This window comes from Pedobacter cryoconitis (assembly GCF_003259615.1).
In the GTDB taxonomy this organism is placed as follows: Bacteria; Bacteroidota; Bacteroidia; order Sphingobacteriales; family Sphingobacteriaceae; genus Pedobacter; species Pedobacter cryoconitis.
Genome location: NZ_QLLR01000002.1, coordinates 368,757 through 393,710, shown reverse-complemented (window position 1 = coordinate 393,710; position 24,954 = coordinate 368,757). Strand labels below are relative to the sequence as shown.

The 24,954-nt window shown below is 38.5% G+C and carries 23 protein-coding genes and 1 tRNA gene; 9 read left to right on the top strand and 15 right to left on the bottom strand.

Annotation, left to right across the window (positions count from 1 at the left end; all coding sequences use genetic code 11):
- Positions 1-350: 350 nt before the first annotated feature.
- From LY11_RS04660 to LY11_RS04650, 3 genes are all read right to left on the bottom strand, one after another.
- Positions 351-424, bottom strand: a tRNA-Arg gene (locus LY11_RS04660).
- A gap of 70 nt (positions 425-494) precedes the next feature.
- Complete coding sequence (locus LY11_RS04655; RefSeq protein ID WP_317047977.1) at positions 495-1,886, bottom strand: exonuclease domain-containing protein; 1,392 nt, start codon at positions 1,884-1,886, stop codon at positions 495-497.
- 66 nt (positions 1,887-1,952) lie between these two features.
- The gene (locus LY11_RS04650; protein ID WP_111632549.1) at positions 1,953-2,360 is read right to left on the bottom strand and encodes an OsmC family protein; all 408 of its coding nucleotides are present in this window, start codon (positions 2,358-2,360) and stop codon (positions 1,953-1,955) included.
- 131 nt (positions 2,361-2,491) lie between these two features.
- On the opposite strand from LY11_RS04650, the gene LY11_RS04645 reads away from it, so the two are divergent.
- The gene (locus LY11_RS04645; protein WP_111632548.1) at positions 2,492-2,731 is read left to right on the top strand and encodes a hypothetical protein; all 240 of its coding nucleotides are present in this window, start codon (positions 2,492-2,494) and stop codon (positions 2,729-2,731) included.
- Between the two features lie 9 nt (positions 2,732-2,740).
- On the opposite strand, the gene LY11_RS04640 is transcribed toward LY11_RS04645, so the two are convergent.
- The 8 genes from LY11_RS04640 to trpS all read right to left on the bottom strand — a co-directional run bounded on the left by LY11_RS04640 (position 2,741) and on the right by trpS (position 13,954).
- The gene (locus LY11_RS04640) at positions 2,741-3,979 is read right to left on the bottom strand and encodes a nucleoside recognition domain-containing protein (RefSeq protein WP_111632547.1); all 1,239 of its coding nucleotides are present in this window, start codon (positions 3,977-3,979) and stop codon (positions 2,741-2,743) included.
- 90 nt (positions 3,980-4,069) lie between these two features.
- Positions 4,070-6,910, bottom strand: a complete 2,841-nt coding sequence (locus LY11_RS04635) for a S9 family peptidase (protein WP_111632660.1) — start codon at positions 6,908-6,910, stop codon at positions 4,070-4,072.
- A 178-nt stretch (positions 6,911-7,088) separates the two neighbouring features.
- Positions 7,089-8,891 (bottom strand): membrane protein insertase YidC, encoded by a 1,803-nt coding sequence (gene yidC / locus LY11_RS04630; protein WP_111632546.1) that lies wholly within the window; start codon positions 8,889-8,891, stop codon positions 7,089-7,091.
- Positions 8,892-8,911: 20 nt separating this feature from the next.
- Positions 8,912-10,528, bottom strand: a complete 1,617-nt coding sequence (locus tag LY11_RS04625; protein WP_111632545.1) for a CTP synthase — start codon at positions 10,526-10,528, stop codon at positions 8,912-8,914.
- Positions 10,529-10,992: 464 nt separating this feature from the next.
- Positions 10,993-11,532, bottom strand: coding sequence for a hypothetical protein (locus LY11_RS04620; RefSeq protein WP_111632544.1), 540 nt, complete (start codon positions 11,530-11,532; stop codon positions 10,993-10,995).
- 30 nt (positions 11,533-11,562) lie between these two features.
- Positions 11,563-12,303, bottom strand: a complete 741-nt coding sequence (kdsB, locus tag LY11_RS04615) for a 3-deoxy-manno-octulosonate cytidylyltransferase (protein ID WP_111632543.1) — start codon at positions 12,301-12,303, stop codon at positions 11,563-11,565.
- Between the two features lies 1 nt (position 12,304).
- Positions 12,305-12,919 carry a deoxynucleoside kinase gene (locus tag LY11_RS04610; RefSeq protein WP_111632542.1) on the bottom strand — a complete coding sequence of 205 codons (615 nt, stop codon included), beginning with the start codon at positions 12,917-12,919 and terminating at the stop codon, positions 12,305-12,307.
- A 36-nt stretch (positions 12,920-12,955) separates the two neighbouring features.
- A complete protein-coding gene (trpS, locus tag LY11_RS04605) occupies positions 12,956-13,954 on the bottom strand; it encodes a tryptophan--tRNA ligase (protein ID WP_111632541.1) in 999 nt (332 codons plus the stop codon).
- Between the two features lie 282 nt (positions 13,955-14,236).
- Here trpS and gatC point away from each other — a divergent pair, with 282 nt between their 5' ends.
- The 5 genes from gatC to LY11_RS04580 all read left to right on the top strand — a co-directional run bounded on the left by gatC (position 14,237) and on the right by LY11_RS04580 (position 16,541).
- The gene (gatC, locus tag LY11_RS04600; protein ID WP_111632540.1) at positions 14,237-14,527 is read left to right on the top strand and encodes an Asp-tRNA(Asn)/Glu-tRNA(Gln) amidotransferase subunit GatC; all 291 of its coding nucleotides are present in this window, start codon (positions 14,237-14,239) and stop codon (positions 14,525-14,527) included.
- A gap of 84 nt (positions 14,528-14,611) precedes the next feature.
- On the top strand, positions 14,612-15,376 hold the full coding sequence (locus LY11_RS04595; RefSeq protein WP_068396348.1) for an ABC transporter ATP-binding protein: 765 nt from the start codon (positions 14,612-14,614) through the stop codon (positions 15,374-15,376).
- The gene (locus tag LY11_RS04590; protein ID WP_111632539.1) at positions 15,376-15,924 is read left to right on the top strand and encodes a cob(I)yrinic acid a,c-diamide adenosyltransferase; all 549 of its coding nucleotides are present in this window, start codon (positions 15,376-15,378) and stop codon (positions 15,922-15,924) included. Before LY11_RS04595 ends, LY11_RS04590 begins: the two co-directional genes overlap by 1 nt.
- Before the next feature lie 83 nt (positions 15,925-16,007).
- Entirely contained in the window at positions 16,008-16,229 is a 222-nt protein-coding gene (locus LY11_RS04585; RefSeq protein ID WP_008240955.1) for a DUF2795 domain-containing protein, read from the top strand.
- A 153-nt stretch (positions 16,230-16,382) separates the two neighbouring features.
- Entirely contained in the window at positions 16,383-16,541 is a 159-nt protein-coding gene (locus LY11_RS04580; RefSeq protein WP_111632538.1) for a lmo0937 family membrane protein, read from the top strand.
- Positions 16,542-16,584: 43 nt separating this feature from the next.
- Here LY11_RS04580 and LY11_RS04575 read toward each other — a convergent pair whose 3' ends face one another.
- Positions 16,585-17,262: a 2-C-methyl-D-erythritol 4-phosphate cytidylyltransferase gene (locus tag LY11_RS04575; RefSeq protein WP_111632537.1), complete on the bottom strand. Its 678-nt coding sequence runs from the start codon at positions 17,260-17,262 to the stop codon at positions 16,585-16,587.
- 155 nt (positions 17,263-17,417) lie between these two features.
- The gene (gene queA / locus LY11_RS04570; protein WP_068396357.1) at positions 17,418-18,467 is read right to left on the bottom strand and encodes a tRNA preQ1(34) S-adenosylmethionine ribosyltransferase-isomerase QueA; all 1,050 of its coding nucleotides are present in this window, start codon (positions 18,465-18,467) and stop codon (positions 17,418-17,420) included.
- Between the two features lie 229 nt (positions 18,468-18,696).
- On the opposite strand from queA, the gene LY11_RS04565 reads away from it, so the two are divergent.
- The gene (locus tag LY11_RS04565) at positions 18,697-19,941 is read left to right on the top strand and encodes an ABC transporter permease (RefSeq protein WP_111632536.1); all 1,245 of its coding nucleotides are present in this window, start codon (positions 18,697-18,699) and stop codon (positions 19,939-19,941) included.
- A gap of 35 nt (positions 19,942-19,976) precedes the next feature.
- Here the strand turns inward: LY11_RS04565 and LY11_RS04560 are convergent, their stop codons facing one another.
- Entirely contained in the window at positions 19,977-21,170 is a 1,194-nt protein-coding gene (locus tag LY11_RS04560; RefSeq protein ID WP_111632535.1) for an MFS transporter, read from the bottom strand.
- A 260-nt stretch (positions 21,171-21,430) separates the two neighbouring features.
- Here LY11_RS04560 and LY11_RS04555 point away from each other — a divergent pair, with 260 nt between their 5' ends.
- Positions 21,431-22,501: a PDDEXK nuclease domain-containing protein gene (locus LY11_RS04555; protein ID WP_245952603.1), complete on the top strand. Its 1,071-nt coding sequence runs from the start codon at positions 21,431-21,433 to the stop codon at positions 22,499-22,501.
- A gap of 90 nt (positions 22,502-22,591) precedes the next feature.
- On the opposite strand, the gene LY11_RS04550 is transcribed toward LY11_RS04555, so the two are convergent.
- A complete protein-coding gene (locus tag LY11_RS04550) occupies positions 22,592-23,785 on the bottom strand; it encodes a pyridoxal phosphate-dependent aminotransferase (RefSeq protein ID WP_211321487.1) in 1,194 nt (397 codons plus the stop codon).
- A 176-nt stretch (positions 23,786-23,961) separates the two neighbouring features.
- On the opposite strand from LY11_RS04550, the gene LY11_RS04545 reads away from it, so the two are divergent.
- Complete coding sequence (locus tag LY11_RS04545; RefSeq protein WP_111632534.1) at positions 23,962-24,939, top strand: cation diffusion facilitator family transporter; 978 nt, start codon at positions 23,962-23,964, stop codon at positions 24,937-24,939.
- Positions 24,940-24,954: the final 15 nt, after the last annotated feature.

Genomic DNA, 24,954 nt, shown 5'->3' with positions numbered 1-24,954 from the left:
CTATTATTAAGCTATTTTGAATTTATTTACTAACAGCCCGGCCTTGTTTCGGCTGAGTCATTCCCATGCAAATTGAAAGCTTTCAGCGCAACTTCCAGAGGCATAACAGCATCCGTGACAGCAAAGACTTTCTGTTCAGGTTATCGAAAATATATGCTTAAAATTTATCTCCCCCCAAGAATTCCGCTTGATCCTTAAAAAGACCCTGCTCCAAAAGTTGATGACTTGATCCCAGATGTGATTGTGAAGGAGTAGGTAAGGATTGATCCGTTGTGTCCAAAAACGTTTTTATACAAAAAAAAGGCAACGTCTGGAGCAACGTCGCCTTTAATTAAGAGATAAATCTCTTGTACACCCAATAGGATTCGAACCTATGACCTACGGTTTAGAAAACCGTTGCTCTATCCAGCTGAGCTATGGATGCGTTTCCCTTTGTTAGGGACGACAAAGGTAAGATTAAAGTACTTTAAACGCAAATCTATTTTAAAATAATTCTAGAATTGCATAGATTTTGAGATCTCTATTCTTTGCTGAGGATGGGATTCTGCATAAGAAAGAACCATATTCAGAATATAATCATTTGATGTATAAGGAACTATACAAGATTTTAGATTTTCTATATCAGTGATGTCGCTATGAAAAGAAATATAACCCATCCCATAAAATTTACCTTCTTCTACCCATAGACAGCTTTTTTCTTCCTTATTTCTACCTGAATCTATCAACGCAAAGGAGGGAAGTGCAACTTTTAAATGCGCAATAGCCTCATTAACTCTTAAATTATACGCTGCCGGATCTTCAATTCCCAGGCAAGCGCCATGACAATTTCCTTTCTCGTGCGCGGTACAAGCCAGCCTGTTCTTCTGAATAAAACATAACTTTTCACATAAAGTATGTTCGTTGATCATTCCCCTTAACATACTTTGTCCGGACAGCAAACTGTTAAAAGTATATAAAGCAGGACTGTGTTTCTTATACTTATCAATTCCCAGCCGTATATAACCTTTCTGGTCTTCGAAATCATATAAAGCATATTTCTGCTCAAAGCGCTTTAAAGCTCTGTTCTTTTCTGGCCAGTGTTTCTGTATTTCTGAAGCTTCCAGGATCAATGCCATTAATTCAGTGCCGCAAATAGTAAAATCTACCTCGTGAATTTCCTTAAGGAAATCTTGTCTTTGCTGATTGATTTTATTTCCTGAGAAATGGGAATATACCCTCTTCTTGATATTTATAGCTTTACCAACATAGATGATCTTCCCTTTTTGATCTTTGAAATAATATACGCCGGGCTGATCTGGTAGAGCATCAATACTATCCTTTGATAAGTTTGGGGGCAAAACCTGTTCTTTTGAACTTTTCAATAAGGAAAGCGGAATCAGGCCGGCCACATCCTTCTCTAACAACAGGTTTAACAATAAGGCTGTTGCTGCCGCGTCACCACCAGCACGGTGACGGTCATTTAATGGAATACCAAGTGAAGTGCAGAGCTTACCTAAACTATAAGAAGAAAGTCCGGGAACGATTTTTCTGCTCATTCTTACCGTACACAGCTTTTTCGATTGCAAGACAAATCCTGACTGCGCAAGCTGATGCCTCACAAAAGAGAAATCGAAGTTTACATTATGCGCTACAAAAATCTTATCCTTTAAAAGCTCATAAATTTTAGGCGCAACTTCTTCAAACAGAGGGGCGCTGCGAACCATATCATCACTGATGCCGGTTAAGGTCTGGATATAGATAGGTATATCCTGCTGAGGATTAATTAAGGTTTCAAAACTATCTATGACTTTTGAACCATCATGAATGAGAATAGAGATTTCTGTGATCCCGTTACCGGCGGCAAAACCACCGGTAGTTTCAATATCGACTACTGCGTATTTCAACATTTATTGAGCTATAGGTATATACAAATGTGCTAATAAATTTAGTAATATAGCAGGTTATTCAAAAATTTATGCCAAGGTTGTTTCTATTTGTATAGGATTGCTCAACATTTTATGAATAGGGCATTTATCTGCGATCTGCATTAACCTGGTTATTTCTGCCTCAGAAAGCTCCCCACCAAATTCAATTTTACGTGTAATCTTGGTGGTTGTGCTCATTTCTTGCTCATTACATATAGCCAGATGGATTTTAATAGTATCCAGTGCCATTTCTTTCCGATCTGCATACATTCTGATCGTAATTGCTGTACAGCTCCCTAAGCTGGCTAAAAGCAGCGCACCGGGATTCATCCCTTCATCAGTTCCGCCAACATCGGTTGGTTCGTCCGCATAAATAAAATGTCCGCCTGCATAAACTTTGGTCAGGTAATGTGAACGATCCAATTCGGTAACTGCTGTGATTTGTTTCTTATCCATAAGGTTATTTTTGTGGTTAAATTTAAGCTTAAAATAAGCAGGAACTTAACAGAAAAATGTTGCCGGCTTAAAATTAGTTAAACATTTGATAACCATATTTGTTATGATAGACCAACTAACCAATTATGACTATGTTAAGTAATTATCTCAACTTCCAGTTTGATGTACAAGGCAAACCTGTCAGCGGTTTTTGCCTTCAGATCCAGGACGATTTTCATGAAACCTATGCCGTAATAGTGGAAGGTTACCACTCATTTTGCATCTGGCTTGATCAACCTTCTTCTACCTGGCGTTCTTCCAGATATACGAGTGTAGAACCCGGAATACTGGAAAAAATCATCAACTCTCTCAACAGCCATAAATCGGCCTGATTTCAAAGGCTAATGGAAAAATAAATAAGCGACAAATACAGCAGCAATAATTCCGGCTAAATCTGCAATCAAGCCAAATGGAATTGCATAACGTGTACGCTTAATACCTACTGAACCAAAATACAGGGCAACAATATAAAAAGTAGTATCCGCAGAGCCGTTAAATACACAAGACAGGCGGCCTACAAATGAATCAGGACCAAAAGTTTTCATCGTATCTACCATCATCGCTTTTGCACCACTTCCGCTTAATGGTTTAATCAGCGCAGTTGGCAGGGCAGGCGTAAAGTCAGTATTGACACCCAGGTGTACAAAACACCAGGTAAAGCCATCAACAATATAACCCAATACGCCGGAATTTCTTAATACACCAATCGCGACCAGCATCCCTACCAGATAAGGTATAATCGTAATACAAGTGGTAAAACCATTTTTTGCCCCTTCAATAAATGCATCATATACATTCACCTTTTTACGGACAGCACCCAGAATAAAAGCAATAATAATAGAGAAAAGGATAAAATTAGAAGCGACCCGGGAAACAACCTCAATCTGTTCCTTAGTCAGGAAGTTCGTGAAATAATAGATCATGCCTACCAGAAACACGGTAATACCGCCTAACCAGGAAATGACTACGGTATTAAACAGGTTGATCTTTTGCTTGATTGCAACGGCTATCAGGCCTACCAGGGTAGCTACATAAGTGGCGATCATACAAGGAATAAATATATCTGCCGGATCTGCAGCTCCCAGAATAGCCCGCTGCGCCATAATACTCAAGGGGATCAGCGTAAGGCCGGAAGTATGCAGGACTAAAAACATAATCTGCGCATTGCTGGCGGTATCTTTATCGGGGTTAATTTCCTGTAAACTTTGCATAGCTTTCAAACCAAAAGGAGTAGCAGCATTATCCAGACCCAGTAAATTGGCAGAGAAATTCATCACCATATGTCCGGTAGCAGGATGGTTTTTTGGTACTTCAGGAAAGATACGGCTAAAAAAAGGACCGATAATGCGGGACAGGAAATTGATAGCCCCGGCTTTTTCACCGATATTCATAATGCCCAGCCATAAGGTCATAATACCTACCAGCGGCAGCGCAATATCCATAACACCCACCTTTGCAGATTCAAATGTACCATCTACAATCAGTTTGAATATTTCTGTATCACCGAAAAAGATTAACCTGATGAGTGCCACAACGAATGCGATCAGAAAAAACGCAATCCATAGATAATTTAAAGCCATATTTTAGTTTGAAGCCATGAATGTAAAAAAAAAGGATCTGTATTCATCAGAATACAGACCCTTTTTTATAATCAAAACGAATAATTTGAGTTAAGGCTTGTCGTTGGTCAGCTCAAAACCCCATGTTTTACCTTTTTCTGTAGCTGGTATCCCGCCAGTCATCCATACGGGTGCTTTGGCACCTTTCAGGTAATAATCAAAAAACTGCTGTTCGCGAATTTGAATATCTTTTCTATTTTGACGAAGCACCAGGTTATGCGCTTCATTGTTATAATTTAATAACCATGCTGGTTTACCTAATCTTTTTAAAGCAGTAAACATTTCAATTCCCTGGTACCATGGCACAGCTCCATCAGCGTCATTAGACATGATCACTACCGGAGTAGTCACTTTTGGTAAAGAGAAAAGTGGTGAGTTCTCAATGTATAATTCTGGTTTTTCCCATAAAGTAGCACCAATTCTGCTTTGTGTTTTCTCATATTGGAATTGTCTGTTCATTCCAGATTCCCAGCGGATACCGCCATAAGCAGAAGTCATGTTAACTACAGGCGCACCTGCCCATGCAGCAGCATACATATTGGTAGCTGTAATTAAGTGTGCAACCTGGTAACCTCCCCAGCTTTGACCCTGGATACCGATTTTGGTTCCGTCAACCCAGCTGTTCTTTTTCAATGATTCTACACCTGAATTGATATATTCTTCAGCAGATTTTCCCGGGTATCCTTTTTCATAACTAATATCCGGTGCAAATACCAGATAGCCATTACTTACAAAGAATGAAATATTCAATCTTGATGGAGTAGGGGCAGGAGCCTGGTAATTGTAAAGCCCGTCCGTTAATTTTTCATAGAAATAAGCAATCACCGGGTACTTTTTATTCGGATCAAAGTTCTCCGGCTTGTATAAAATACCTTCTGCTTTATAACCTTTTGGCGTAGTCCATTTAACTAGTTCTGCCGTTCCCCAGTTATAATTTTGTTGCTGCGGATTGGTATTGCTTAACTTAGTTTCAGTTTTTAAATCGGTAGATACATAAACATTAGGTGAAGCAGTATAGCTTGCTTTGTCGTAGATAAAACGCTCAGCTGATTTTGCTTTAACTAATGGAGAGTATTTGAACTTAGCCATTACAGCCAGCTCAGGGCTTTTAGTATCTCCTGCTTTTGTTTTGTAGAACCCTTTTTCTTTAGTAACATTATTATAGGCACTTAACCACATATCATCTTTTTTACTGATGAATTTTACAGTCGTGTCCAGGTTTTCATAACGGAAAGTAATATTATTCTGTCTTCCAAAACCATTGGTCATGTTCTTAGGGGCAGTTTTTCCATCTGGTGTAAAGCTCCAGATGTCGTATTTATCATAGATTAAAACCTGCTTATCTTCTTCAGTCCATCCTGCAAGTCCATATACTCTTGGATCATCCGGTACGTCGTTATCTTCGTCGGCGAATTTAACAGCAGTGTTGGTATTTAATGCGGCAGTTTTTCCTGTAGCTACAGCATAAGCAGACCATATTCCTGTTTTATTGTTGTAAAACAGCACATAATTTCCAGCTGGAGAAACAGTTGCCTGACCGTCTAAAGCCGAGATAACTTTCTTTCTTGTACCGGTTTTAGTGTCGACTAAATAATAATCACTCACTGTAGAACCTGTCCATTGTGCCTGTAAACGATTTCCGTAATTTGTAGAGGCCAGCACAAAGTTAGCATCACCTTCTTTAACTATGCTTGCTTCAGGAAGTTTAAGGTCTGTTAAAGGAACGATTTTAGGATCGCTGCTAAAGATGTCAATAACCGAAAGATAACTTCTCTTAGCCTCTTTATCTGCGTTTTTCAGCTGTATAGGCTGCAAATAGTCATCTTTATATCCCCAGATGTCTAATTTAGCATGTTCAAAATCTACCAGTGTGGTATCTTTCTCTTTTTTAATTGGCGCAATGCCGAAAAATAATTTGTTTCCGTCTTTACTAAAAGTCAGTTTTCCGTCTCCGCTTACTGACCATTTAGCGGGCATACCATCAATTTCATAATCTACTAAAGCTTGCGCAGTATCCAGTGTAAGTGAATTAAAGTAAATGCTGTAATCTTTGATCTCTTTTTTCTCCGGAGAAGTTTCCCCTAAAAAGGCCACTTGCTCACTTGCCTCATCGAAGATGAAACCCTTGAAATTGCCTTTAGCACTAACCAGCGTTTTAACAGTTCCTTTTTCAGTATTCAATAAGAATACACCAGGTTTTGCTGTTTTATCTTTCTTAGAGCCAACGCAGTTATAAACCAGTTGTTTACCGTTTTTACTGAATTCATATTCAGTAACGTATTTAAAAGTTCTCTCGGTACCGGTTAACAGGTTTCTTAAAACTAAATCAGAGCCTGCTTTATTAGCAGCATCCTTTTTTTCATCCTTCACTAAGAAATCATTTGCTCCGTCTTCTTTTTCTTCGGCAGCAGACTTTGCTTTCTTAGTAGTATCTAAAATAGGTTCTTTCTGATAAGCAAGGTAATTTCCTGCATTTTCAGGTATTTTGAATGATTTTATTCTCGGTAATTTAAGAATTGCAGCAGTACTCAGGTTCACAAAACCTAAAGAGTCTTTGGTCATTTCATCTGCTTTTTTCTTTTTAATTTTTTCCTGGCGTGTAGTCGCAAATAAAGGCTTAATTAAAAAAGCGGCAAACTTGGAGTCTGCGCTAAACGTTAGTCTTTCACCTCTTGGTATATGTATTTTAGTGGTATTTGCCAGGTTGTTCAGGTACAGGTTGGCATCGCCTTCTTGTTTAACGATGGAATAAGCCGCCCATTGCCCATTGTCTGATAACTGTTTAACGCCGACATTTTCCCATGAATCATAGACCGTATGGTCCAATGGTTTTTTCTGGGCGAAGGCAGCGCTCGCAAAGAATAAGAGAAGAAGAGTAAGGTTTTTCTGCATAATTGAGGGGTTGGGATTTAAATTCAGCCTTAAAAATTGTAATTTTTTACCAATATATGCCATTTGTATATTAAATTTTACATAATTCCTAAACAATAAGGTATTGCTAAATGGTATTAAAACAGAAATGGCCGCCTTTCTTAGAGAAAAGCGGCCATTTACTGAGATCTTTTGAATACTATTTATTCTTTTTTTCTTGTGTTTTAACTTGTTGTTGCTGACGCATATAATCGTCTAAACGAGTCTGGAACTTAGATTTTTTCTTTTGCTCTTCAGGTTTCTTTTTGTTTTCCTTCAGAATATTGTGAATTTTCTCATCGTTAACCATTGACTTGATCAGGAACTGCTGACCAAAGGTTAGCATATTCGCCAGGAAGTAATAGTAGTTCAAACCAGCAGGGTAGCTGTTCAGTACACCTAAGAATACAACCGGCATAATATAACCGATGTATTTCATTTGTCCGGTAGCACCTGATACCTGGTTATTGAAATAAGTATAAATCAAGGTAGAGATCGTCATCAATACACACATTAAACTTAAGTGATCACCAATAAATGGAATTGTAAATCCAAATTTAATGAAGTCATCATAAGTTGAAAGGTCGTGCATCCATAAGAAACTCTGTCCTCTTAATTCGAATAAATTCGGGAAGAAGAAGAAGAACGCCATTACGATAGGCAACTGAAGCAGCATCGGTAAACAACCACCGAGTGGATTTACACCCACCTGTTTATACAGCTTAAGATATTCCTGTTGTAATAAAGTAGCATTGTCTTCACCTACTTTGGCTTTAATCTCATCCATTTCTGGTTTTAAGATCCTCATTTTAGCCATAGAGATATAAGACTTGTAAGTCAGTGGTGACAATACAACTTTTAAGGCAATAGTTAAGACTAAAATGATCAGGCCGTAGTTCCAGCCAAAGCTCTCCAGGAAGTTAAATACTGGCAATACAACAAACCTGTTGATGTATTTCAATGGCCAGTAGCCCATTTCTACCAGTTTCTCAATTTCTTGTCCCTGAGCTTTCAGCACTTTGAACTGATTGGTTCCGAAATAGAACTTCATCTTGTAGTTTTGTGCATCAAGCTGGTTGAAAGGAAGGTTTACTTTTGCAGCATATCCTTTTACATGACCTGGTTCAGTCAGAATTCTTACCGCAAGGTTAACCTTGTTAAAAGGATCAGCAGGAATCAGCACAGCGGAGAAAAAGTGTTGCTTAAAGGCAATCCACTCAATTTTAGCTTTAGCCAGACTCTCTGTTTCATCTTTAGCAATGCTCAGGTGATCAGGGTTCTTTTCTACATACTTGTAATAAGGCGCAGAATATTGCTGCTCGTTTTTCAACGATTTTTCCTGTTGAAGTAATACAGTTTCCCAGTCCAGTGTGATACTATCTCTCTGAATAACCTGGTTCATCCCTTTTAAGTTGATGTTAAAACCAACATTATGAGATTTAGGCTGTAAGTCATAAACAAACTCAATGTATTTGTCTGCGCTGTAATTAGCGCGCATCACCATTGCATTAGCTGTTTTTGTTGCTGTAAAATAAAGATCATTGGTTTTTACCAGTTTACCGCCAACGTTTAAGGTTAAGCCGAAAATATTTTCGTCACCATCAAACAATACAACCGGTTTATCCAGGTAAGTTTTTTCACCTTTTACTTCTACAGCTTTAATTTTACCACCTTTATTAGTGAAAGTTAATTTTAAAGCTTCGTTTTCTAATACGCTGGTAGTAGCGGTACCAGAAATACTGGTTCCGAAAGGACCTTTCAGCGCTGCTGAGTCTAATTGCGGAGCCGGTGCATTTTCAGCAAGGGCAGCAGGTGAATGTTTAACACCAGCTTTACTAGCGGAATCAAGAGAGATCCGCTCCCGTTCTTTCTTCATTTCAGCCTCACTTGGCTTGAAGAAATAGAAAGAACCCGCCAAAACGATCATGATCAGGAACAATCCTGTGAATGTATTTTTATCCATTATTGTTATTTAAACGCGTATTAGTTTGTTTTTTTCTTCGCATACTCCATCGCAGCGGCGACAAATTTAACAAAAAGTGGGTGAGGATTAGCAACTGTTGATTTTAATTCCGGATGAAATTGTCCACCAACGAAAAAAGGATGGTTTTTAAGCTCTACAATTTCCACTAAATGACTGTCAGGATTAGTACCTGAAGCGATCATACCAGCTTCTTCATATTGGCTTAAATAAGCACTGTTAAACTCATAACGATGTCTGTGACGTTCATTGATGTGTTGTTTGCCATAAGCACCAAATGCTTTAGTACCTTTTTTAACATCACATGGGTAAGAACCAAGGCGCATTGTACCACCTTTAGTCGTTACTGTTTTCTGATCTTCCATCATATTGATTACCGGATCAACTGTTAATTCATCAATTTCAGTTGTATTTGCTGTTTTTAAGCCCAGTACATTACGGCCAAACTCAATAACCGCACACTGCATACCTAAACAAATACCAAAGAAAGGAACATTGTTTTCACGAACGTAACGAATCGCATCAATCTTTCCTTCAATACCACGGCTACCAAATCCTGGTGCGACTAAAACACCATCCAGATGACCTAATTTCTCTTTTGTATTTTCTGAATTAACTTCTTCAGAAGGGATATATTCTACTCTTACTTTACATTCATTTTTAGCACCTGCATGAATGAAAGCTTCAATAATTGATTTATAAGCATCTGGCAATTCAACATATTTACCTACCAGACCAATTCTAACTTCAGAAGTTGGATTTTTAAGCCTTCCTAAAAAGTCTTTCCAGCTTTCCATATCCGGCTCATTTTTCTGTGCCAGTTTAAGTTTGCTCAATACTGTTTTATCCAGTTGTTCCTTCATCATTAACAATGGAACAGAATAAATAGAGGAAGCATCGATAGATTCAATAACTGCATTCACGTTTACATTACAGAACAGGGCGATCTTTTTACGGATGTCCATGTTGATATGCTGTTCTGTACGGCAAACCAGAATATCTGGTTGAATACCATATTCCAATAATGCTTTAACTGAGTGCTGTGTAGGTTTTGTTTTAAGCTCACCTGCTGCTGCAAGGTAAGGGATCAGTGTTAAGTGGATTACAATTGCGTTATTCGCGCCAGCTTCCCATTTAAATTGTCTTACTGCTTCAATGAAAGGAAGAGACTCTATATCTCCGACAGTTCCACCAAGTTCAGTTATCACGATGTCATAGTCACCTGTTTCACCAAGGATACGCATATTGCGTTTAATCTCATCAGTGATATGCGGAACAACCTGAACAGTTTTTCCAAGGTATTCACCCTGGCGCTCTTTGTTGATTACATTCTGATAAATACGACCTGTAGTGATATTGTTAGCCTGTGAAGTAGGTACATTTAAGAAACGCTCATAATGACCTAAATCTAAATCAGTTTCAGCACCGTCTTCAGTTACGTAGCATTCACCATGTTCATAGGGATTTAAGGTTCCCGGATCAATGTTGATATACGGATCGAATTTCTGAATGGTTACACGGTAACCTCTTGCTTGTAAAAGTTTGGCCAATGAAGCGGAGATGATGCCCTTACCTAAAGAGGAAGTAACACCGCCCGTAACAAAAATATACTTAGTCATGTTTGTGAGTTTGTGAAATAAAAGCCGCTTTTAAGGGCGTTTTTATTGTTTTTGTACGGGATACAAAGCTACAGAAATATTGTGGAATTGGGAAACTAATTGTGAATCTAATCGAATAACTGTGATTGGATGGCGCTATTGCTCAAAAAAAAAGACCAGATAATATACCCGGCCTTTTTCTATTTTATATTTGGTTAGAATATGCGTAGTTAAATTAATGCTAAAACACCAGGCCGTAACACTAAGGTAAATCTAATATTAATTTTAGAAATTAGTATACACATTGTTGAATAAAGCGGATTATAATTGTAATTATCTGATTGTCAGGTAGATTAATTGTTGGTATGTTCTTCACTTTATCGTTTTAAGGTAAAAATATAGCGTTAATTGACAGTTTTCCATTCAAACAGGGAGCAGGGGCAATCAATTACCAGGAGTAGCTGTCATACACTAACATTGTTACGTTATTTGCAGCATTCGTAATAATTTTTAACCTTTTTTTCCTGTTCAGACCAGGCAATATAGACCTTGCTTTCTTTGCCTAAACGGTATTTGAAACCATTTACACCAGTTTTTTTTAATTCTTCAAAAAAGTTTTTATCCGGTGTATTATTGTCTGGTTTTTCTGTTTCAGTGACTGCAGGTTCAATAAAATTCTCCTCATCAAAGAAAAGGGAGAGTTCTTCTCTCATAAATTGCAGCTGTTCTTTCTTTTTTCCTAAGTCAAGACTCTCTTTGTAGTTATCCAGCAGCGCTGTGGCCTTCAGAGTTTTAGCGTAAACCTGCTGACCGGCCTGTGTGGTGATGGTAAAAACCAGTTCCATATTTTTTGGCTGGTCCCCGTTCAGGACAATTTTAAAAGTATCGAGTTTTGTAGTATCACTAAAGGAACGCAAAGCCGTCCTGGTATGGGAAGCAGCATCTTTTAAATGAGCTGGCTCTGAGGAGTTACAAGCTGTTAAAAACAGACCTAAAATTAAAAGGGAACTATAAACGCTTTTCATGCAGAGGTATTTTCTCCCTAAGATAGGGAATTAATTGCCCTTGATCCTAATGATCTTCTCCAGATCTTCGGGTGTATCTACGGCAAATGTCTCTAAATCAGTTATTTTGGTCTTTATTTTGTAGCCGTTTTCCAGCCATCTGAGTTGCTCCAGGCTTTCTGCAAGCTCCAGTGAAGAGGGGGCAAGTTGAGTAATTTTTAACAGCGTTTCAGTCGTATAACCGTAAATTCCAATATGTTTGTAAAATTGAAAGGTCTTGATCCAATCTTCCGGGGCTGTATTCCTTTGGAAAGGAATAGTCTGCCGGCTAAAATAAATAGCTTCCTGGTTCGCATTCAATACAACTTTAGGAATATTCTGATTGAATAATTCTTCTTCTGTATATATTTTTTTGACTAGTGTAGCCAGTTTTACCTGCGGATCGTCAAAGCAGGAGCTCAATAAATCAATCTGTACTGGATCAATATAAGGTTCGTCTCCCTGGATGTTGATGACCACCTCAAAGCCCGGGAATTGTGTGGCCACCTCAGCGCAACGATCTGTACCGCTCTGATGGTCAGCCCTGGTGAGCGCATATACACCGCCAAATCGCTTGATTTCAGTAATAATCCTTTCATCATCTGTAGCAATGACAACCTGATCCAGGCTTGCAGAGCTGCAAGCCTGTTCATAAACCCGCTGAATCATACTTTTACCGTTGATGTCGATCAGCGGTTTGCCCGGAAACCGCGTTGACGCGTACCGTGCAGGAATAATTCCTAGTTTAGCCATTTTAAAAAAGTCCGTGTATTTCTGCTTCTATGGCTTGTATCACCGCACCCAGATCTTCCGGATTGTTCGTGAAATCTAATTTGTCTTTATCCAGGATCAGTAATTTACCGAGAGAGTAATTCTTAATCCAGGCTTCGTATTTTTCATTTAATTTTGACAAGTAATCCAGGCGGATACTCGCTTCATAATCACGTCCTCTGCGTTGAATGTTGTTCACTAAAGTAGGAACCGAAGCACGCAGATAAACCAGTAAGTCTGGTGGTTTGATGAAAGAAGTGATGTTTTCAAAAATATCTCTGTAGTTCTGATGATCTCTTGTGGTCATTAAACCCATTTCATGAAGATTTTCTGCAAAGATATGTGCATCCTCATAAATGGTTCTGTCTTGTATCACATCCCGTTTATTGGTTTGTATATCTACGATTTGCTGAAAACGATTGTTCAGGAAATAGATTTGCAAATTGAAACTCCAGCGTTTCATATCACTGTAGAAATCTTCCAGATAAGGGTTGTTGTCTACTTCTTCGTACAAAGCTTCCCAACCATAATTTTTAGCCAGCAGGCTTGTTAAAGTAGTTTTACCGGCACCTATGTTGCCAACTATTGCTATATGCATATGATTCCTCTGATGAGCTTAAATTATCTAAATGTATTAAAATGGTTTGAAACCAATCAGTTCTCTGACATCTTTTATTGTTCTTCTTGCACTTTCTCTTGCTTTCTCCGCCCCAAGATTAGCTACCTTACGCAGATAATCACTGTCTTTGGAGATTTCTTCAATGCGTTCACGTATCGGACTGTTAAATACAATCATATCTTCAGCCAGCTGTTTCTTGAAATCACCGTAGCGGATCTGGCATTTGTTGTAAAGTTCATCAAAGTGTGCGATGGTGTCCGCAGAGGAAACAATTTTCATCAGGTCAAACAAGTTTTGAATCGCTTCTGGTTTTGGCTGGTTCTCTTCAGTAGGGCCGCCATCAGATACAGCTTTTAATACTTTTTTACGGATGATTTCCGGAGAATCAGCCAGGTAAATGCAATTTGCATCGCCTTCTGATTTTCCCATTTTTCCTTTTCCATCCAGACCAGGTACTTTAACCAGGTTTGCTGAATAGCTGAAAGCAAAAGCTTCAGGGAAATAATCTGAATTGTATAAACGGTTAAAACGGTTTCCAAAAGTACGGGTCATTTCAAGGTGTTGCTCCTGATCTTTTCCTACAGGAACTTTAACGCCTTTATGGATCAGAATATCTGCGGCCATTAGCGCAGGGTAAGTTAATAACCCGGCATTCACATTATCTGGCTGAGAACGGACTTTATCCTTAAAAGAAGTACTTCTTTCCAGTTCGCCCATATAAGCGTTCATGTTCAGGTACAGATAAAGTTCGGTGACTTCCGGAACATCAGACTGGATATAGATCGTTGCTGTTTCCGGATCGATGCCGCAAGCCAGGTATTCTACCAGTACGTTTCTAACGTAGCTATGCAGATCTCCAGGAGTAGGATGTGTAGTTAAAGAGTGTAAATCAGCAATGAAAAAATAACAATTATACTCGTGCTGCATCTTTATAAAGTTGGCTACTGCGCCAAAATAATTGCCCAGGTGTAATTTCCCTGTTGGACGTATACCGCTTACTACTGTTTCTTTCATTTTGCTGGATTTTTTTTGCTGAAACCTTTAATAATTCATGTTAATTGGCAGGTGTGATTTCTGCCAGTATAGGTTTCTGAAGGCCAAAATTAAGAAAAAACACTCATCCGAAGGTTCAATAATTGATTTTTATCTAGGAACAGGCTGTGTATGACCTCTATAATGTTAGAAAATACCTGGAATGATGTTGCTTTATTTTACCGTGGAATATTGCCTGCAAAAGAGTATTTTTGAATTCCTGTCTATGAAGCAGAAGACGGGTATTTATACACTTTAAAACAGATGAAGATAGCTAAAGAAACGATTTATAAGGTGGCAGACCTTGCAAGAATAGAGATTGCGGAACAGGAAGTGGAAACTTTGCAGGCTGATATGAACAAAATCCTGACTTTTATGGAAAAGCTAAATGAGCTGGATACTCAAAATGTGGCACCACTGGTTTACATGAACCCTGAAGTGAATGTATGGAGAGAAGATATTGTTCAGCAGGACATTACTGTAAGTGAAGGCTTAAAAAATTCGGCTTTGCACAATGAAGACTTTTTTCTTGTCCCGAAAATACTGGATAAGTAATTTCGTTTTTTGTAACAACAGTACACCGGCGCTGTCTAACCTTCAAAGCTAATCAAGCTTGTCATCGTTAAAACATAGGTACAAATGGAAAAACCGTTAATAGATATTAAGGAAATAGGCCGTAAATACGTGATAGGAACTGAGGTTATCCATGCCTTGAAATCAGTTTCACTCAATATTAATAAAGGTGAATTTGTAGCCTTAATGGGACCTTCAGGTTCAGGAAAATCAACTTTGATGAACATTCTGGGCTGTTTGGATACACCAAGTAAAGGGGATTACATTCTGAACGGGATCAATGTAAGTCAAATGACAGATGATGCGCTGGCAGAAGTGAGGAACCAGGAAATCGGATTTGTATTTCAGACTTTTAACCTGTTGCCAAGGTCTACTTCGCTCGATAATGTTGCTTTACCATTAATTTATGCCGGTATTACTAAAAAAGAACGGGACAGAAGGGCTACAGTAGCGCTGGAGAACGTTGGTTTAGGAAACCGGGTTACGCATAAGCCTAATGAACTTTCAGGCGGTCAGCGGCAGCGTGTGGCTGTTGCAAGAGCATTAATTAACAATCCTTCTATTATCCTGGCCGATGAGCCTACAGGTAACCTGGATACCAAGACTTCGGTGGAGATCATGGGCTTGCTGGAAGAAATCCATAGCAAAGGAAATACAATCATCCTGGTTACACACGAGGAGGATATTGCCTTACATGCACACCGGATCGTTAGAATGCGTGACGGACTGATTGAAAACGATTATTTGAATACAGACATCAAAACTGTTTCTCCACGCCTTTCTAAATTAATGGAGGCAGGGGAAGATTTTGAAAAAATGGGACATAATTAATGAAGATATATACCAAGACCGGAGATAAAGGGGAAACTTCTTTAATCGGTGGGACAAGAGTCCCAAAATTCCATCTGCGTATTGAATGTTATGGTACCGTAGATGAGCTTAATTCCTACATTGGTTTAATCCAGTGCCAGGAAATTGATATTCATTCAAAGCAGATACTAAAGGAAATACAGGATCGTTTATTCACCATTGGCGCTTCCCTTGCTGCAGATCCTGAAAAGTCAAAAATGAAAATCCCTGATTTGAATTTAACGGATATTACACTGCTGGAAGCAGAAATGGACAAGATGAATGAAATTCTGCCGGAACTCAAACATTTTGTGCTGCCAGGAGGGAATACTGTGGTTTCTTATTGTCATATTGCACGTTGTATATGCAGAAGGGCTGAGCGGTTAACTGTGCATCTGGCTATGGATAGCTTTGTTGACGATAAGGTCACGATCTATCTGAACAGATTAAGCGATTATCTGTTTGTGCTGGGAAGGAAGCTTGCTTTTGATAGTAAAACAGATGAAAGTATCTGGTTACCAAGGTTATAAAATGGTGGAAAAAAAATTTGTTTTCATCAGTATTTTTAATATACTTTTGCAAAATAAATAAGAACAATAAAATAGTATAGAATATGTATTGGACATTAGAATTAGCATCGCATTTGGAAGACGCTCCATGGCCTGCAACAAAAGACGAACTTATTGATTACGGTATCAGATCAGGTGCACCTGTAGAGGTTATTGAAAACCTGCAAGCATTAGAAGATGACGGTGAACCGTATGAAACTATCGAAGAAATCTGGCCGGATTATCCGACTAAAGATGATTTCTTCTTTAATGAAGACGAATATTAGATTTACTTAGAATTTAAAGTTATTCTTAAATACGCATAATTGAAAGCTCCGTGAATGGGGCTTTCTTTTTTTGGAACGATGATTGTTTATGAAATGTCAGGAGTTGTCTCAACTTTTTAATCATTTAATTAACGAACCAAAAAAATTACAATTATGGGAAATTTACTTTATTTAGTTGCAGTAGTGTTAATCATTCTATGGGTAATCGGCTTTTTCTTCCATGGCTTCGGCGATGTAGGAGGTCTGATTCACGTATTATTGGTGATTGCAGTAATTGCAATTATCCTGAAAATAATCAACAGAGCTGCTTAAAAGATCAACATAGCGAAAAATTTGTATAGAGGCTCCTGAGAAATCAGGAGCCTTTCTTTTTTAACAGAAAGGAAGCAAGTTCCAGATCCTGTGTATAGGTTATTTTAATATTATCACGTTCTCCCTGAAGCAGATGGATATTGAAGCCTGCTCTTTCCACTACAGAAGCGTCATCTGTAAATTCATTGCGGTAAGGTTGAAGGTAAGCCTTCTTTAACTGCTCGATCTGGAAGGTTTGCGGGGTTTGAATCAGGTAAAGTTCATCCCGGTTTAAAGCTTCGGAATCCTGCCCCTCACGCTTTATTCTAACAGAATCAACAGGCTGTATTGCTGTAATTGCATTGCCTTTTTCTGCTGCCATCTGGTAAGATTGCAGGATTATTTCTGCTGTAATTAAAGGGCGTACAGCATCATGTATGGCTACGATGGCTTTTCCTTTGATAACTTTCAACCCATTTCGTACAGAATCAAAGCGTTCTTGTCCTCCTTTAATAACCTGGTGTGGTATTTTGAAGTCATGTTTAGTACATAATTCCTCCCAAAAAAGGTGTTGGTGGATGTTCAGCACTAAAATAATTTCGGGATTTAGGACACATTGATAAAAGGCTTCCAGGGTGTGCATTAAAATAGGCTTGCCATCCAGTTCTAAAAATTGTTTTGCGACAGCTAAATTCATCCTGTTACCTTTACCGCCTGCAACAATTATAGCATAATATTTCATCTGTGTTTTTGGGTTTACCTGTTATTAAAGCCTTTTAGTTCTGCTTAAGTTGAAGCGGATTTCTAAAATTATAAATTTTTAACAGCTTTTTTATCAAAAAAAATAGGAGAGATCTAAAGATCCTCCTATTTAATATCATGGTTTGTTTACCGCAATTAGATGATCAGCATTGCATCACCATAACTGTAGAAACGGTATTTTTCTTTCAATGCAACTTCGTAAGCATTTCTAACATAGTCATAACCTCCAAATGCACTGACCATCATCAATAATGTAGATTCTGGTGTGTGGAAGTTAGTGATCATTGAATTTGCGATACTGAAGTCATATGGAGGGAAAATGAACTTACTTGTCCAGTCATTTGCTGGTTTAAGCATTCTTCCTGAAGAAACAGCTGATTCAATTGCACGCATAGAAGTAGTACCTACAGCGCAGATACGTCTTTTCTCATTCAATGCTTTGTTAACTATATTAGCTTGTGATTCTTCAATGATGAATTGCTCCGAATCCATTTTGTGTTTCGTTAAATCTTCAACTTCAACAGATCTGAAAGTACCTAAGCCTACGTGAAGGGTTACTTCTGCAAAATTAATTCCTTTCAATTCCAGACGTTTCATTAACTCACGGCTAAAGTGCATACCTGCAGTAGGGGCGGCAACAGCACCTTCATGTTTAGCGAAGATAGTCTGGTAACGTTCTTTATCCTGAGCGGTAGCTTTACGTTTAATATATTTTGGAAGTGGAGTTTCTCCAAGGATCTCAATGTTTTTTCTGAATTCTTCGTCAGTACCGTCGAATAAGAAACGGATAGTACGGCCGCGTGAGGTTGTATTGTCCACAACTTCTGCTACCAGTAAATCGTCATCACCAAAATAAAGTTTGTTTCCTACACGGATTTTACGTGCCGGGTCTACTAAAACATCCCATAAACGTAATTCTTTATTCAGTTCGCGTAGTAAAAATACTTCAATTGTAGCACCTGTTTTCTCTTTATTACCGTATAAACGTGCAGGAAAAACTTTGGTGTTATTCAAAATCATGACATCCTGATCATCAAAATACTCTAAAACATCTTTAAATATTTTATGTTCAATTTTACCGGTTTCTTTATGCAAAACCATTAAACGGGCTTCGTCCCTATGTTCTGAAGGATTATTGGCAACTAATGATTCAGGTAGATTAAACTTAAATTGAGATAACTTCATGTTTTTTATAAAATAATTAAGGCCGCAAATTTAAGAAATTTAATGCTCATTCGTGTATAAATATTTATTCTGATAAATTTATGTTTAAATTCATCGGAATTGTTATTGTTTTTTAACGTTGATGGTTTCGAAAGATTGTGTCCGGAGCTTAAACATCTTGTAAAGATTTTTTGATAAAAAACTGAATTGACTGTAACCTTTTGTCCCTTTTTTAATCTAAAGTGTAATTATGATGATATTCAGACTTATAGGTGAAAGTTTCAGGTTTGCTGCCGATGCACTCCGTCAGAATAAACTTCGGACTATGCTCTCTTTGCTAGGGATCACAATCGGTATATTCACAATTATTGCAGTTTTTTCGGGAGTAGATACGCTGCGGAACAAGTTGCAGGAAAGTGTCGATAAACTGGGGTCCAACACACTTTTTGTCCAGAAATGGCCATGGGGTTTTGGGGGTGATTATCCGTGGTGGAAATATATCAACAGACCTGATCCGAGTATCAGAGATTATGAAGCTTTAAAGGAGCGCATGGAAAATGTGGACGGAATTTCTTTTGAGGCTTCTGCGAGTAACAGAACGATCAAATACAGGAGCAGTTCTGTAAATGGGGTAACTTTGAATGCAGGAACGCAGGATTATGATAAAACCTGGACGCTTGATTTCCAGGAAGGAAGATATTTTACCGAGAGTGAGGGTAAGTCTGGTGCTCCGGTTACCATTGTTGGGGCTGATGTAGCTACCGGGTTATTTAATGGAGAACCTGCTGTTGGTAAACAGATTAAGGTGATGGGACGCAGGCTGACGATTGTTGGGGTGTTTAAGAAAGAGGGGGAGGATATGATCGGGATGTCTCAGGATAAGAATGTACTGATTCCTTTGAATTTAGCGCGTGGATTGTTTGATGTTCAGAATGGAAATTACGGGCCTCAGATCACAGTAAGGGGGAAAGCGGGTATTCCGTTAGAAGAGGTTGAAAGTGAGCTTGAAGGGGCTATGAGATCTATTCACAGAACTAAACCCGGGGCTGAAGAAGATTTTGCACTGAACAAGACGACTATGATTTCTAATCAGCTGGATATGATGTTTAAAATGGTCAGGATAGCGGGTTGGGTGATTGGTGGTTTTTCTATTTTAGTGGGTGGGTTCGGTATTGCAAATATTATGTTCGTTTCTGTAAAGGAAAGGACGAATATTATCGGAATACAGAAGTCACTGGGGGCAAAGAATTACTTTATTTTATTACAGTTTATGTTTGAAGCGGTTGCGCTTTGTGTTTTAGGAGGGTTGCTGGGGCTGTTCCTGGTGTATAGTTTAACACTGGTGTTTACATATGCGGTGAAGGTTGAGGTAGTTTTATATATGAAAAACGTGATCATGGGGATTGGTATTTCCGTGGTCATAGGCATGATTTCTGGTTTTTGGCCGGCTTTCTCGGCTTCGAGGTTGGATCCGGTGGAGGCTATACGGTCTTAACCTTTCTTCGGAGTGGGATATGAAAAACGGTTGTGCTACATTTTTTTCTGCTGGTAATGAATGAGTACTGCCATTACGAAACCTATAAATACAACAGTCATGCTGAAGGGGAAGATATAAAGCATTCCGAAGTGACTGGCTACAGCTCCGACTAATGGACCTGTAACTCCAAGGGACAAATCTATAAACAGACCGTAGCCTCCAAGGGCAGCACCTTTGTTAGAGGCAGGGACTAATTTAACAGCTTCTACGCCTAAGGCGGGAAAGACCAGGGAAAAACCAAGTCCGGCGATTCCGGCACCAACCAGTGCAAGGTGAGGAGTAGTAGCTAAGGAAAGGATGAACAGACCCAGGGATTCTATAGCCAGGCAGGCAATGGATGTTTTCATCCCTCCGTATTTTTCAATAGAGCGGCCAAAGATAAGACGGCCAACAATAAATAACAGACTGAAAACCGACAGGCATAAGACTGCGCCGGGCCAGTTCAGGGAAGCGTAGTAAAGGGTAATGAAGGTAGAAATTGTACCGAATCCAAGGCCTCCTAAGGCAAGGCAGATTCCGTAGGGTGATACTGTTTTTAATACTTGAAGAAAGGGTTGTCTGGGCTCTTTATGATCACCTTTCAGGGCTTGCTGACTTCTGGCATAAAAGAATCCTGCTATTCCAACTATAATAATCAGTATACCAATACTTCCAATGCCATAAGCGTTATGTAAGATTACACCTAATGGTGCTCCTACAGCGAGTGCACCATAACTGGCAATACCATTAAATGATATGGCTTTGCCGGTATGCTGATCACCGACAGCAATTATTGCCCAGTTGACAGGGCTCGCCCCAATCAGTCCTTCTCCAAAACCGGTCACAAAACGGGTTAAGACCAGTATACCTAAACTTAGTGCTGGTATGTCTTTGAAATGATAGGCTACAAAGAGTAGTATTCCACTTATGGCGAATCCGCCCATACCTATTAGTACTGCCGGTTTTGGCCCTCTTTTATCAACGATGTTTCCGGCATATCCACGGAACAGAAAAGTAGTTACGTATTGCAGACTGATAACTATACCTGCAATCATCGGACTGTAACCTAATTGCTGATGGATGAAAACGGGTAGTACTGCCAGCGACAGGCCTATGGTAAAGTAGCCTAGAAAAGTGAATGTAACGAACTTTGTGATTGTTAAACGGACTTTTGATGAAGATGTGTCCGTGATTGTACCTGCTTGCATAACTTAAAATAATCTCTCTTAATTGTAGTAAATCCCTCAATGCTAAGATGAAGCGACAAAGCTAAAGAGATTTATATAGCTGTACGGTATTAAATAGGAAGACGGCTTGTATAATTACTTTAAGATGAAATTAGAGAGGTGTTTAAAGATTTTGTGAATTATATCTTAAAGTCCGTATTTAAATTAACAGTTAAAGTAATTACCTCAGTATCTTTGTTGGGCGGGATTTGTGGCAATATAAATAATGTAATTATAGAAATATGAATCAAAAGGAAAACATTAGTATTGAAATCACAAATAATATGCTGTCAACTCATATAGAGAAACTTTACAGCGAGATCAGGCATGTTATAGAAAAAGGAAAAGATACTGCTTACCGTGCAGTTAATGCTACAATGGTTGAGGTATATTGGCAAATTGGTAAATTAATTGTTGAAGACGAACAAGGGGGGAAAGAGAAGGCCGGTTACGGAGCAGCTTTACTTGAAGAGCTATCGGTTCGGTTAGCCAATGAATATGGAAAAAGCTTTAGTAGTCGAAATTTGCGTTATATACGACAGTTTTACTTTGTTTTTCCAAAATGGAACGCAGTGCGTTCCGAATTGAGCTGGACCCATTACAGGCTGCTGTTAAAAACAGAAAGAGAAGATGCCAGATTGTTTTATATGCAGGAAGCGATTGATGGAAATTGGAGTACCCGGACACTGGAAAGGCAACTCAACAGCCTGTATTTTGAAAGGATGATATTAACTCAAAAAGGCGACAGGTCTTTGATAAAAGCTGAAGCGGAAAGCAAGAAAGAAATTATGGAAGCAAAGGATATTATCAAAGACCCTTATGTGCTTGATTTTTTGGAGTTGAAAACCACTAGTACAAGTTTTTACGAACAGGGACTTGAACAGGCTATTATTGATAAACTACAGGGTTTTTTATTGGAACTGGGCAAAGGTTTCTCATTTGTAAGCAGGCAATACCGGATAAGCTTAGCTGGAGAGCACTTTTTTATCGATCTTGTTTTTTACAATTATATTCTCAAATGTTTCCTGCTGGTTGATTTAAAAACAGGCAAACTCAGCCATCAGGATGTTGGACAAATGGATATGTATGTCCGGATCTTTGAAGAGAAAATGCGGCAGGAAAGTGATAACCCAACAATTGGATTAATACTTTGCTCCGAGAAAAATAAAGCAGTAGCCAAATACAGTCTTTTGAACGATAGTAAACAGATTTTTGCATCGAAATACAAAACATATCTTCCAACAGAGCAAGAGTTACAGCTGGAAATTGCAAAAGAAAGAGACGCTATAGAAATGGAAAAGCGACTGGAATAATTCCCTGAAATCTCAAAAGCCAATGATTTATATAATCACTGGCTTTTGAGATAACTTTAAAATAAAGCTTATAATTTCTAATTGATATAATTAGCTCAATTTAGATAGTGCTTCTTTGATTCTTGATACTGCTTTCACCAATTGCTCTTCTGCTGCTGCATAAGAAATACGGATACAGTCTTCATTACCGAAAGCCTCACCTGTAACAGTTGATACATGTGCCTCGTTTAATAAATACAGACATAAGTCTTCAGCATTCGTGATTACTTTACCGTTGATGCTTTTTCCGAAGTATTCTTTCACTTCAGGGAAGAAATAGAAAGCTCCATCAGGAAGATTCACCTTAATGCCCGGAACTTCTTTCAGTAAACCATAAACTAAGTCTCTGCGTTTTCTGAATTCATTTTTCATTTCAACTACACTGTCCAGGCTGCTTTGGTAAGCTGCAAGGGCTGCGCGTTGTGAAATCGATGAAGTTCCTGAAGTAATCTGACCTTGTAATTTATCACAAGCATTTGCGATCTCCGTGTTGGAAGCCATATAACCTACTCTCCATCCTGTCATTGCATAGGCTTTTGAGAAACCATTGATAATGATAACGCGGTCTTTGATTGAATCAAAAGAAGCAATCGAAGCGTGTTTATCTACAAAGTTGATATGTTCGTAAATCTCATCAGATATGATATAAATATTCGGGTGTTTTTCAAACACAGCTGCAAGGCTGGCTAATTCTTCATGGCTGTAAACCGATCCTGTTGGATTACATGGTGAAGAAAACATGAAAAGCTTTGATTTTGGAGTAATAGCAGCTTCAAGTTGCTCAGCAGTGATTTTGAATTCATTCTCTACTGTTGCATTGATGAAAACAGTTTCACCTTCTGCCAGTTTAATCATTTCAGAGTACGAAACCCAGTAAGGAGTAGGTACGATTACTTCTTCTCCAGGGTTCACTAAACACAGCACTGCATTGGCCAATGATTGTTTTGCACCTGTTGATACTACAATCTGATCAAAAGTATAAGTTAATCCATTTTCATTCTTCAGCTTTTCAACAATTGCCTTCCGCAGCTCAGGATAACCTGATACAGGAGTATAATAAGAATAGTTCTCATCGATCGCCTTTTTAGCGGCCTCCTTAACATGTTCTGGTGTAAAAAAGTCAGGCTCTCCAAAGCTTAAATTAATTACATCAATTCCTTTAGCGGTGAGCTCTCTCCCCAGCTTTGCCATTTTAATGGTCTGTGATTCTGATAGGTTATTGATTCTTTTCGATAAAAATGTCATGATTCGCTTATAAGAAAGCAAATATAAAAACCTGTAGCAATTTGGCACTAAAAAAAGTAACTTATAATATACAAATTATTGATTTTTTATTTTAGGGGGTGTCTTATTATCGATTTAATAATGAACATAACCTTCTTTGCTTATGAAATTGTATTTTTGGGGCTAAAATCAATCCTTTGCAGCCTAAAAAGAAAGCAATACTCGTTTCACTCTGCATTAGCGTTGTGCTGATGCTGGCCAAATTCGGGGCATACTTCATTACACATTCCAATGCAATTTTAACAGATGCCGCCGAAAGTATTGTCAATGTATTGGCGAGTAGTTTTGCTTTTTACAGTATCTACCTGGCCACCCTGCCTAAAGATGAAAATCATCCTTATGGCCACGGTAAAGTGGAGTTTTTCTCTGCCTTTGTAGAAGGCGTACTGATTGCTGTTGCCGGACTGATTATCATTTTTAAATCCAGCTATGACCTTGTAGTTCCAAGAGAAATTCATCAGCTGCTGGATGGTGCTATCATTATTGGAATTACCGGAGTGATTAATCTGCTGGTTGGTTATTATTTAATCAATACAGGTAAAAAGCACCGCTCACTGACTTTGGAAGCAGATGGTAAACATTTACTGACAGATGCGGTTACCAGTGGTGGTTTGGTAGTGGGTATCCTTTTGATCAAAGTCACGGAGATTTACTGGTTGGATAGTGTAATTTCTATTCTCCTGGGTTTCTATATTGTATATAGCGGATATAAGCTAACCAGAAAATCTGTAGGCGGTTTAATGGATGAAAGTAACGTGGAACTGGTTGAAACTATTGTGAAGATTTTGCAGGATAACAGGCATAATTCCTGGATTGATGTTCATAATTTAAGAGCACAGCAGTACGGTTCTGACCTTCATATTGATTGTCACTTAACACTTCCTTATTATTATGATTTGAACCAGGTACATACTGAAATTTCATCAATTGATCATTTAATCAACGGAAATGCTGATAGGAGTACAGAGCTATTTATACATGCCGATCCCTGTTTACCAGAGTGCTGTAATTATTGCAAATTAAAAGATTGTCAGGTAAGACAGGAAACCTTTACGGGAGAGATTGGCTGGAATTTAGAGAATACTACAAAAAATAAAAAGCATTTTAGCCAGTAGGGTATTCCATATTAA

Bases quoted from the DNA above. Each gene is read 5' to 3' on its own strand.
- LY11_RS04655 (WP_317047977.1), bottom strand. From the start codon at position 1,886: ATGTTGAAATACGCAGTAGTCGATATTGAAACTACCGGTGGTTTTGCC.
- LY11_RS04650 (WP_111632549.1), bottom strand. From the start codon at position 2,360: ATGGATAAGAAACAAATCACAGCAGTTACCGAATTGGATCGTTCACAT.
- LY11_RS04645 (WP_111632548.1), top strand. From the start codon at position 2,492: ATGTTAAGTAATTATCTCAACTTCCAGTTTGATGTACAAGGCAAACCT.
- LY11_RS04640 (WP_111632547.1), bottom strand. From the start codon at position 3,979: ATGGCTTTAAATTATCTATGGATTGCGTTTTTTCTGATCGCATTCGTT.
- LY11_RS04635 (WP_111632660.1), bottom strand. From the start codon at position 6,910: ATGCAGAAAAACCTTACTCTTCTTCTCTTATTCTTTGCGAGCGCTGCC.
- yidC (WP_111632546.1), bottom strand. From the start codon at position 8,891: ATGGATAAAAATACATTCACAGGATTGTTCCTGATCATGATCGTTTTG.
- LY11_RS04625 (WP_111632545.1), bottom strand. From the start codon at position 10,528: ATGACTAAGTATATTTTTGTTACGGGCGGTGTTACTTCCTCTTTAGGT.
- LY11_RS04620 (WP_111632544.1), bottom strand. From the start codon at position 11,532: ATGAAAAGCGTTTATAGTTCCCTTTTAATTTTAGGTCTGTTTTTAACA.
- kdsB (WP_111632543.1), bottom strand. From the start codon at position 12,303: ATGGCTAAACTAGGAATTATTCCTGCACGGTACGCGTCAACGCGGTTT.
- LY11_RS04610 (WP_111632542.1), bottom strand. From the start codon at position 12,919: ATGCATATAGCAATAGTTGGCAACATAGGTGCCGGTAAAACTACTTTA.
- trpS (WP_111632541.1), bottom strand. From the start codon at position 13,954: ATGAAAGAAACAGTAGTAAGCGGTATACGTCCAACAGGGAAATTACAC.
- gatC (WP_111632540.1), top strand. From the start codon at position 14,237: ATGAAGATAGCTAAAGAAACGATTTATAAGGTGGCAGACCTTGCAAGA.
- LY11_RS04595 (WP_068396348.1), top strand. From the start codon at position 14,612: ATGGAAAAACCGTTAATAGATATTAAGGAAATAGGCCGTAAATACGTG.
- LY11_RS04590 (WP_111632539.1), top strand. From the start codon at position 15,376: ATGAAGATATATACCAAGACCGGAGATAAAGGGGAAACTTCTTTAATC.
- LY11_RS04585 (WP_008240955.1), top strand. From the start codon at position 16,008: ATGTATTGGACATTAGAATTAGCATCGCATTTGGAAGACGCTCCATGG.
- LY11_RS04580 (WP_111632538.1), top strand. From the start codon at position 16,383: ATGGGAAATTTACTTTATTTAGTTGCAGTAGTGTTAATCATTCTATGG.
- LY11_RS04575 (WP_111632537.1), bottom strand. From the start codon at position 17,262: ATGAAATATTATGCTATAATTGTTGCAGGCGGTAAAGGTAACAGGATG.
- queA (WP_068396357.1), bottom strand. From the start codon at position 18,467: ATGAAGTTATCTCAATTTAAGTTTAATCTACCTGAATCATTAGTTGCC.
- LY11_RS04565 (WP_111632536.1), top strand. From the start codon at position 18,697: ATGATGATATTCAGACTTATAGGTGAAAGTTTCAGGTTTGCTGCCGAT.
- LY11_RS04560 (WP_111632535.1), bottom strand. From the start codon at position 21,170: ATGCAAGCAGGTACAATCACGGACACATCTTCATCAAAAGTCCGTTTA.
- LY11_RS04555 (WP_245952603.1), top strand. From the start codon at position 21,431: ATGAATCAAAAGGAAAACATTAGTATTGAAATCACAAATAATATGCTG.
- LY11_RS04550 (WP_211321487.1), bottom strand. From the start codon at position 23,785: ATGACATTTTTATCGAAAAGAATCAATAACCTATCAGAATCACAGACC.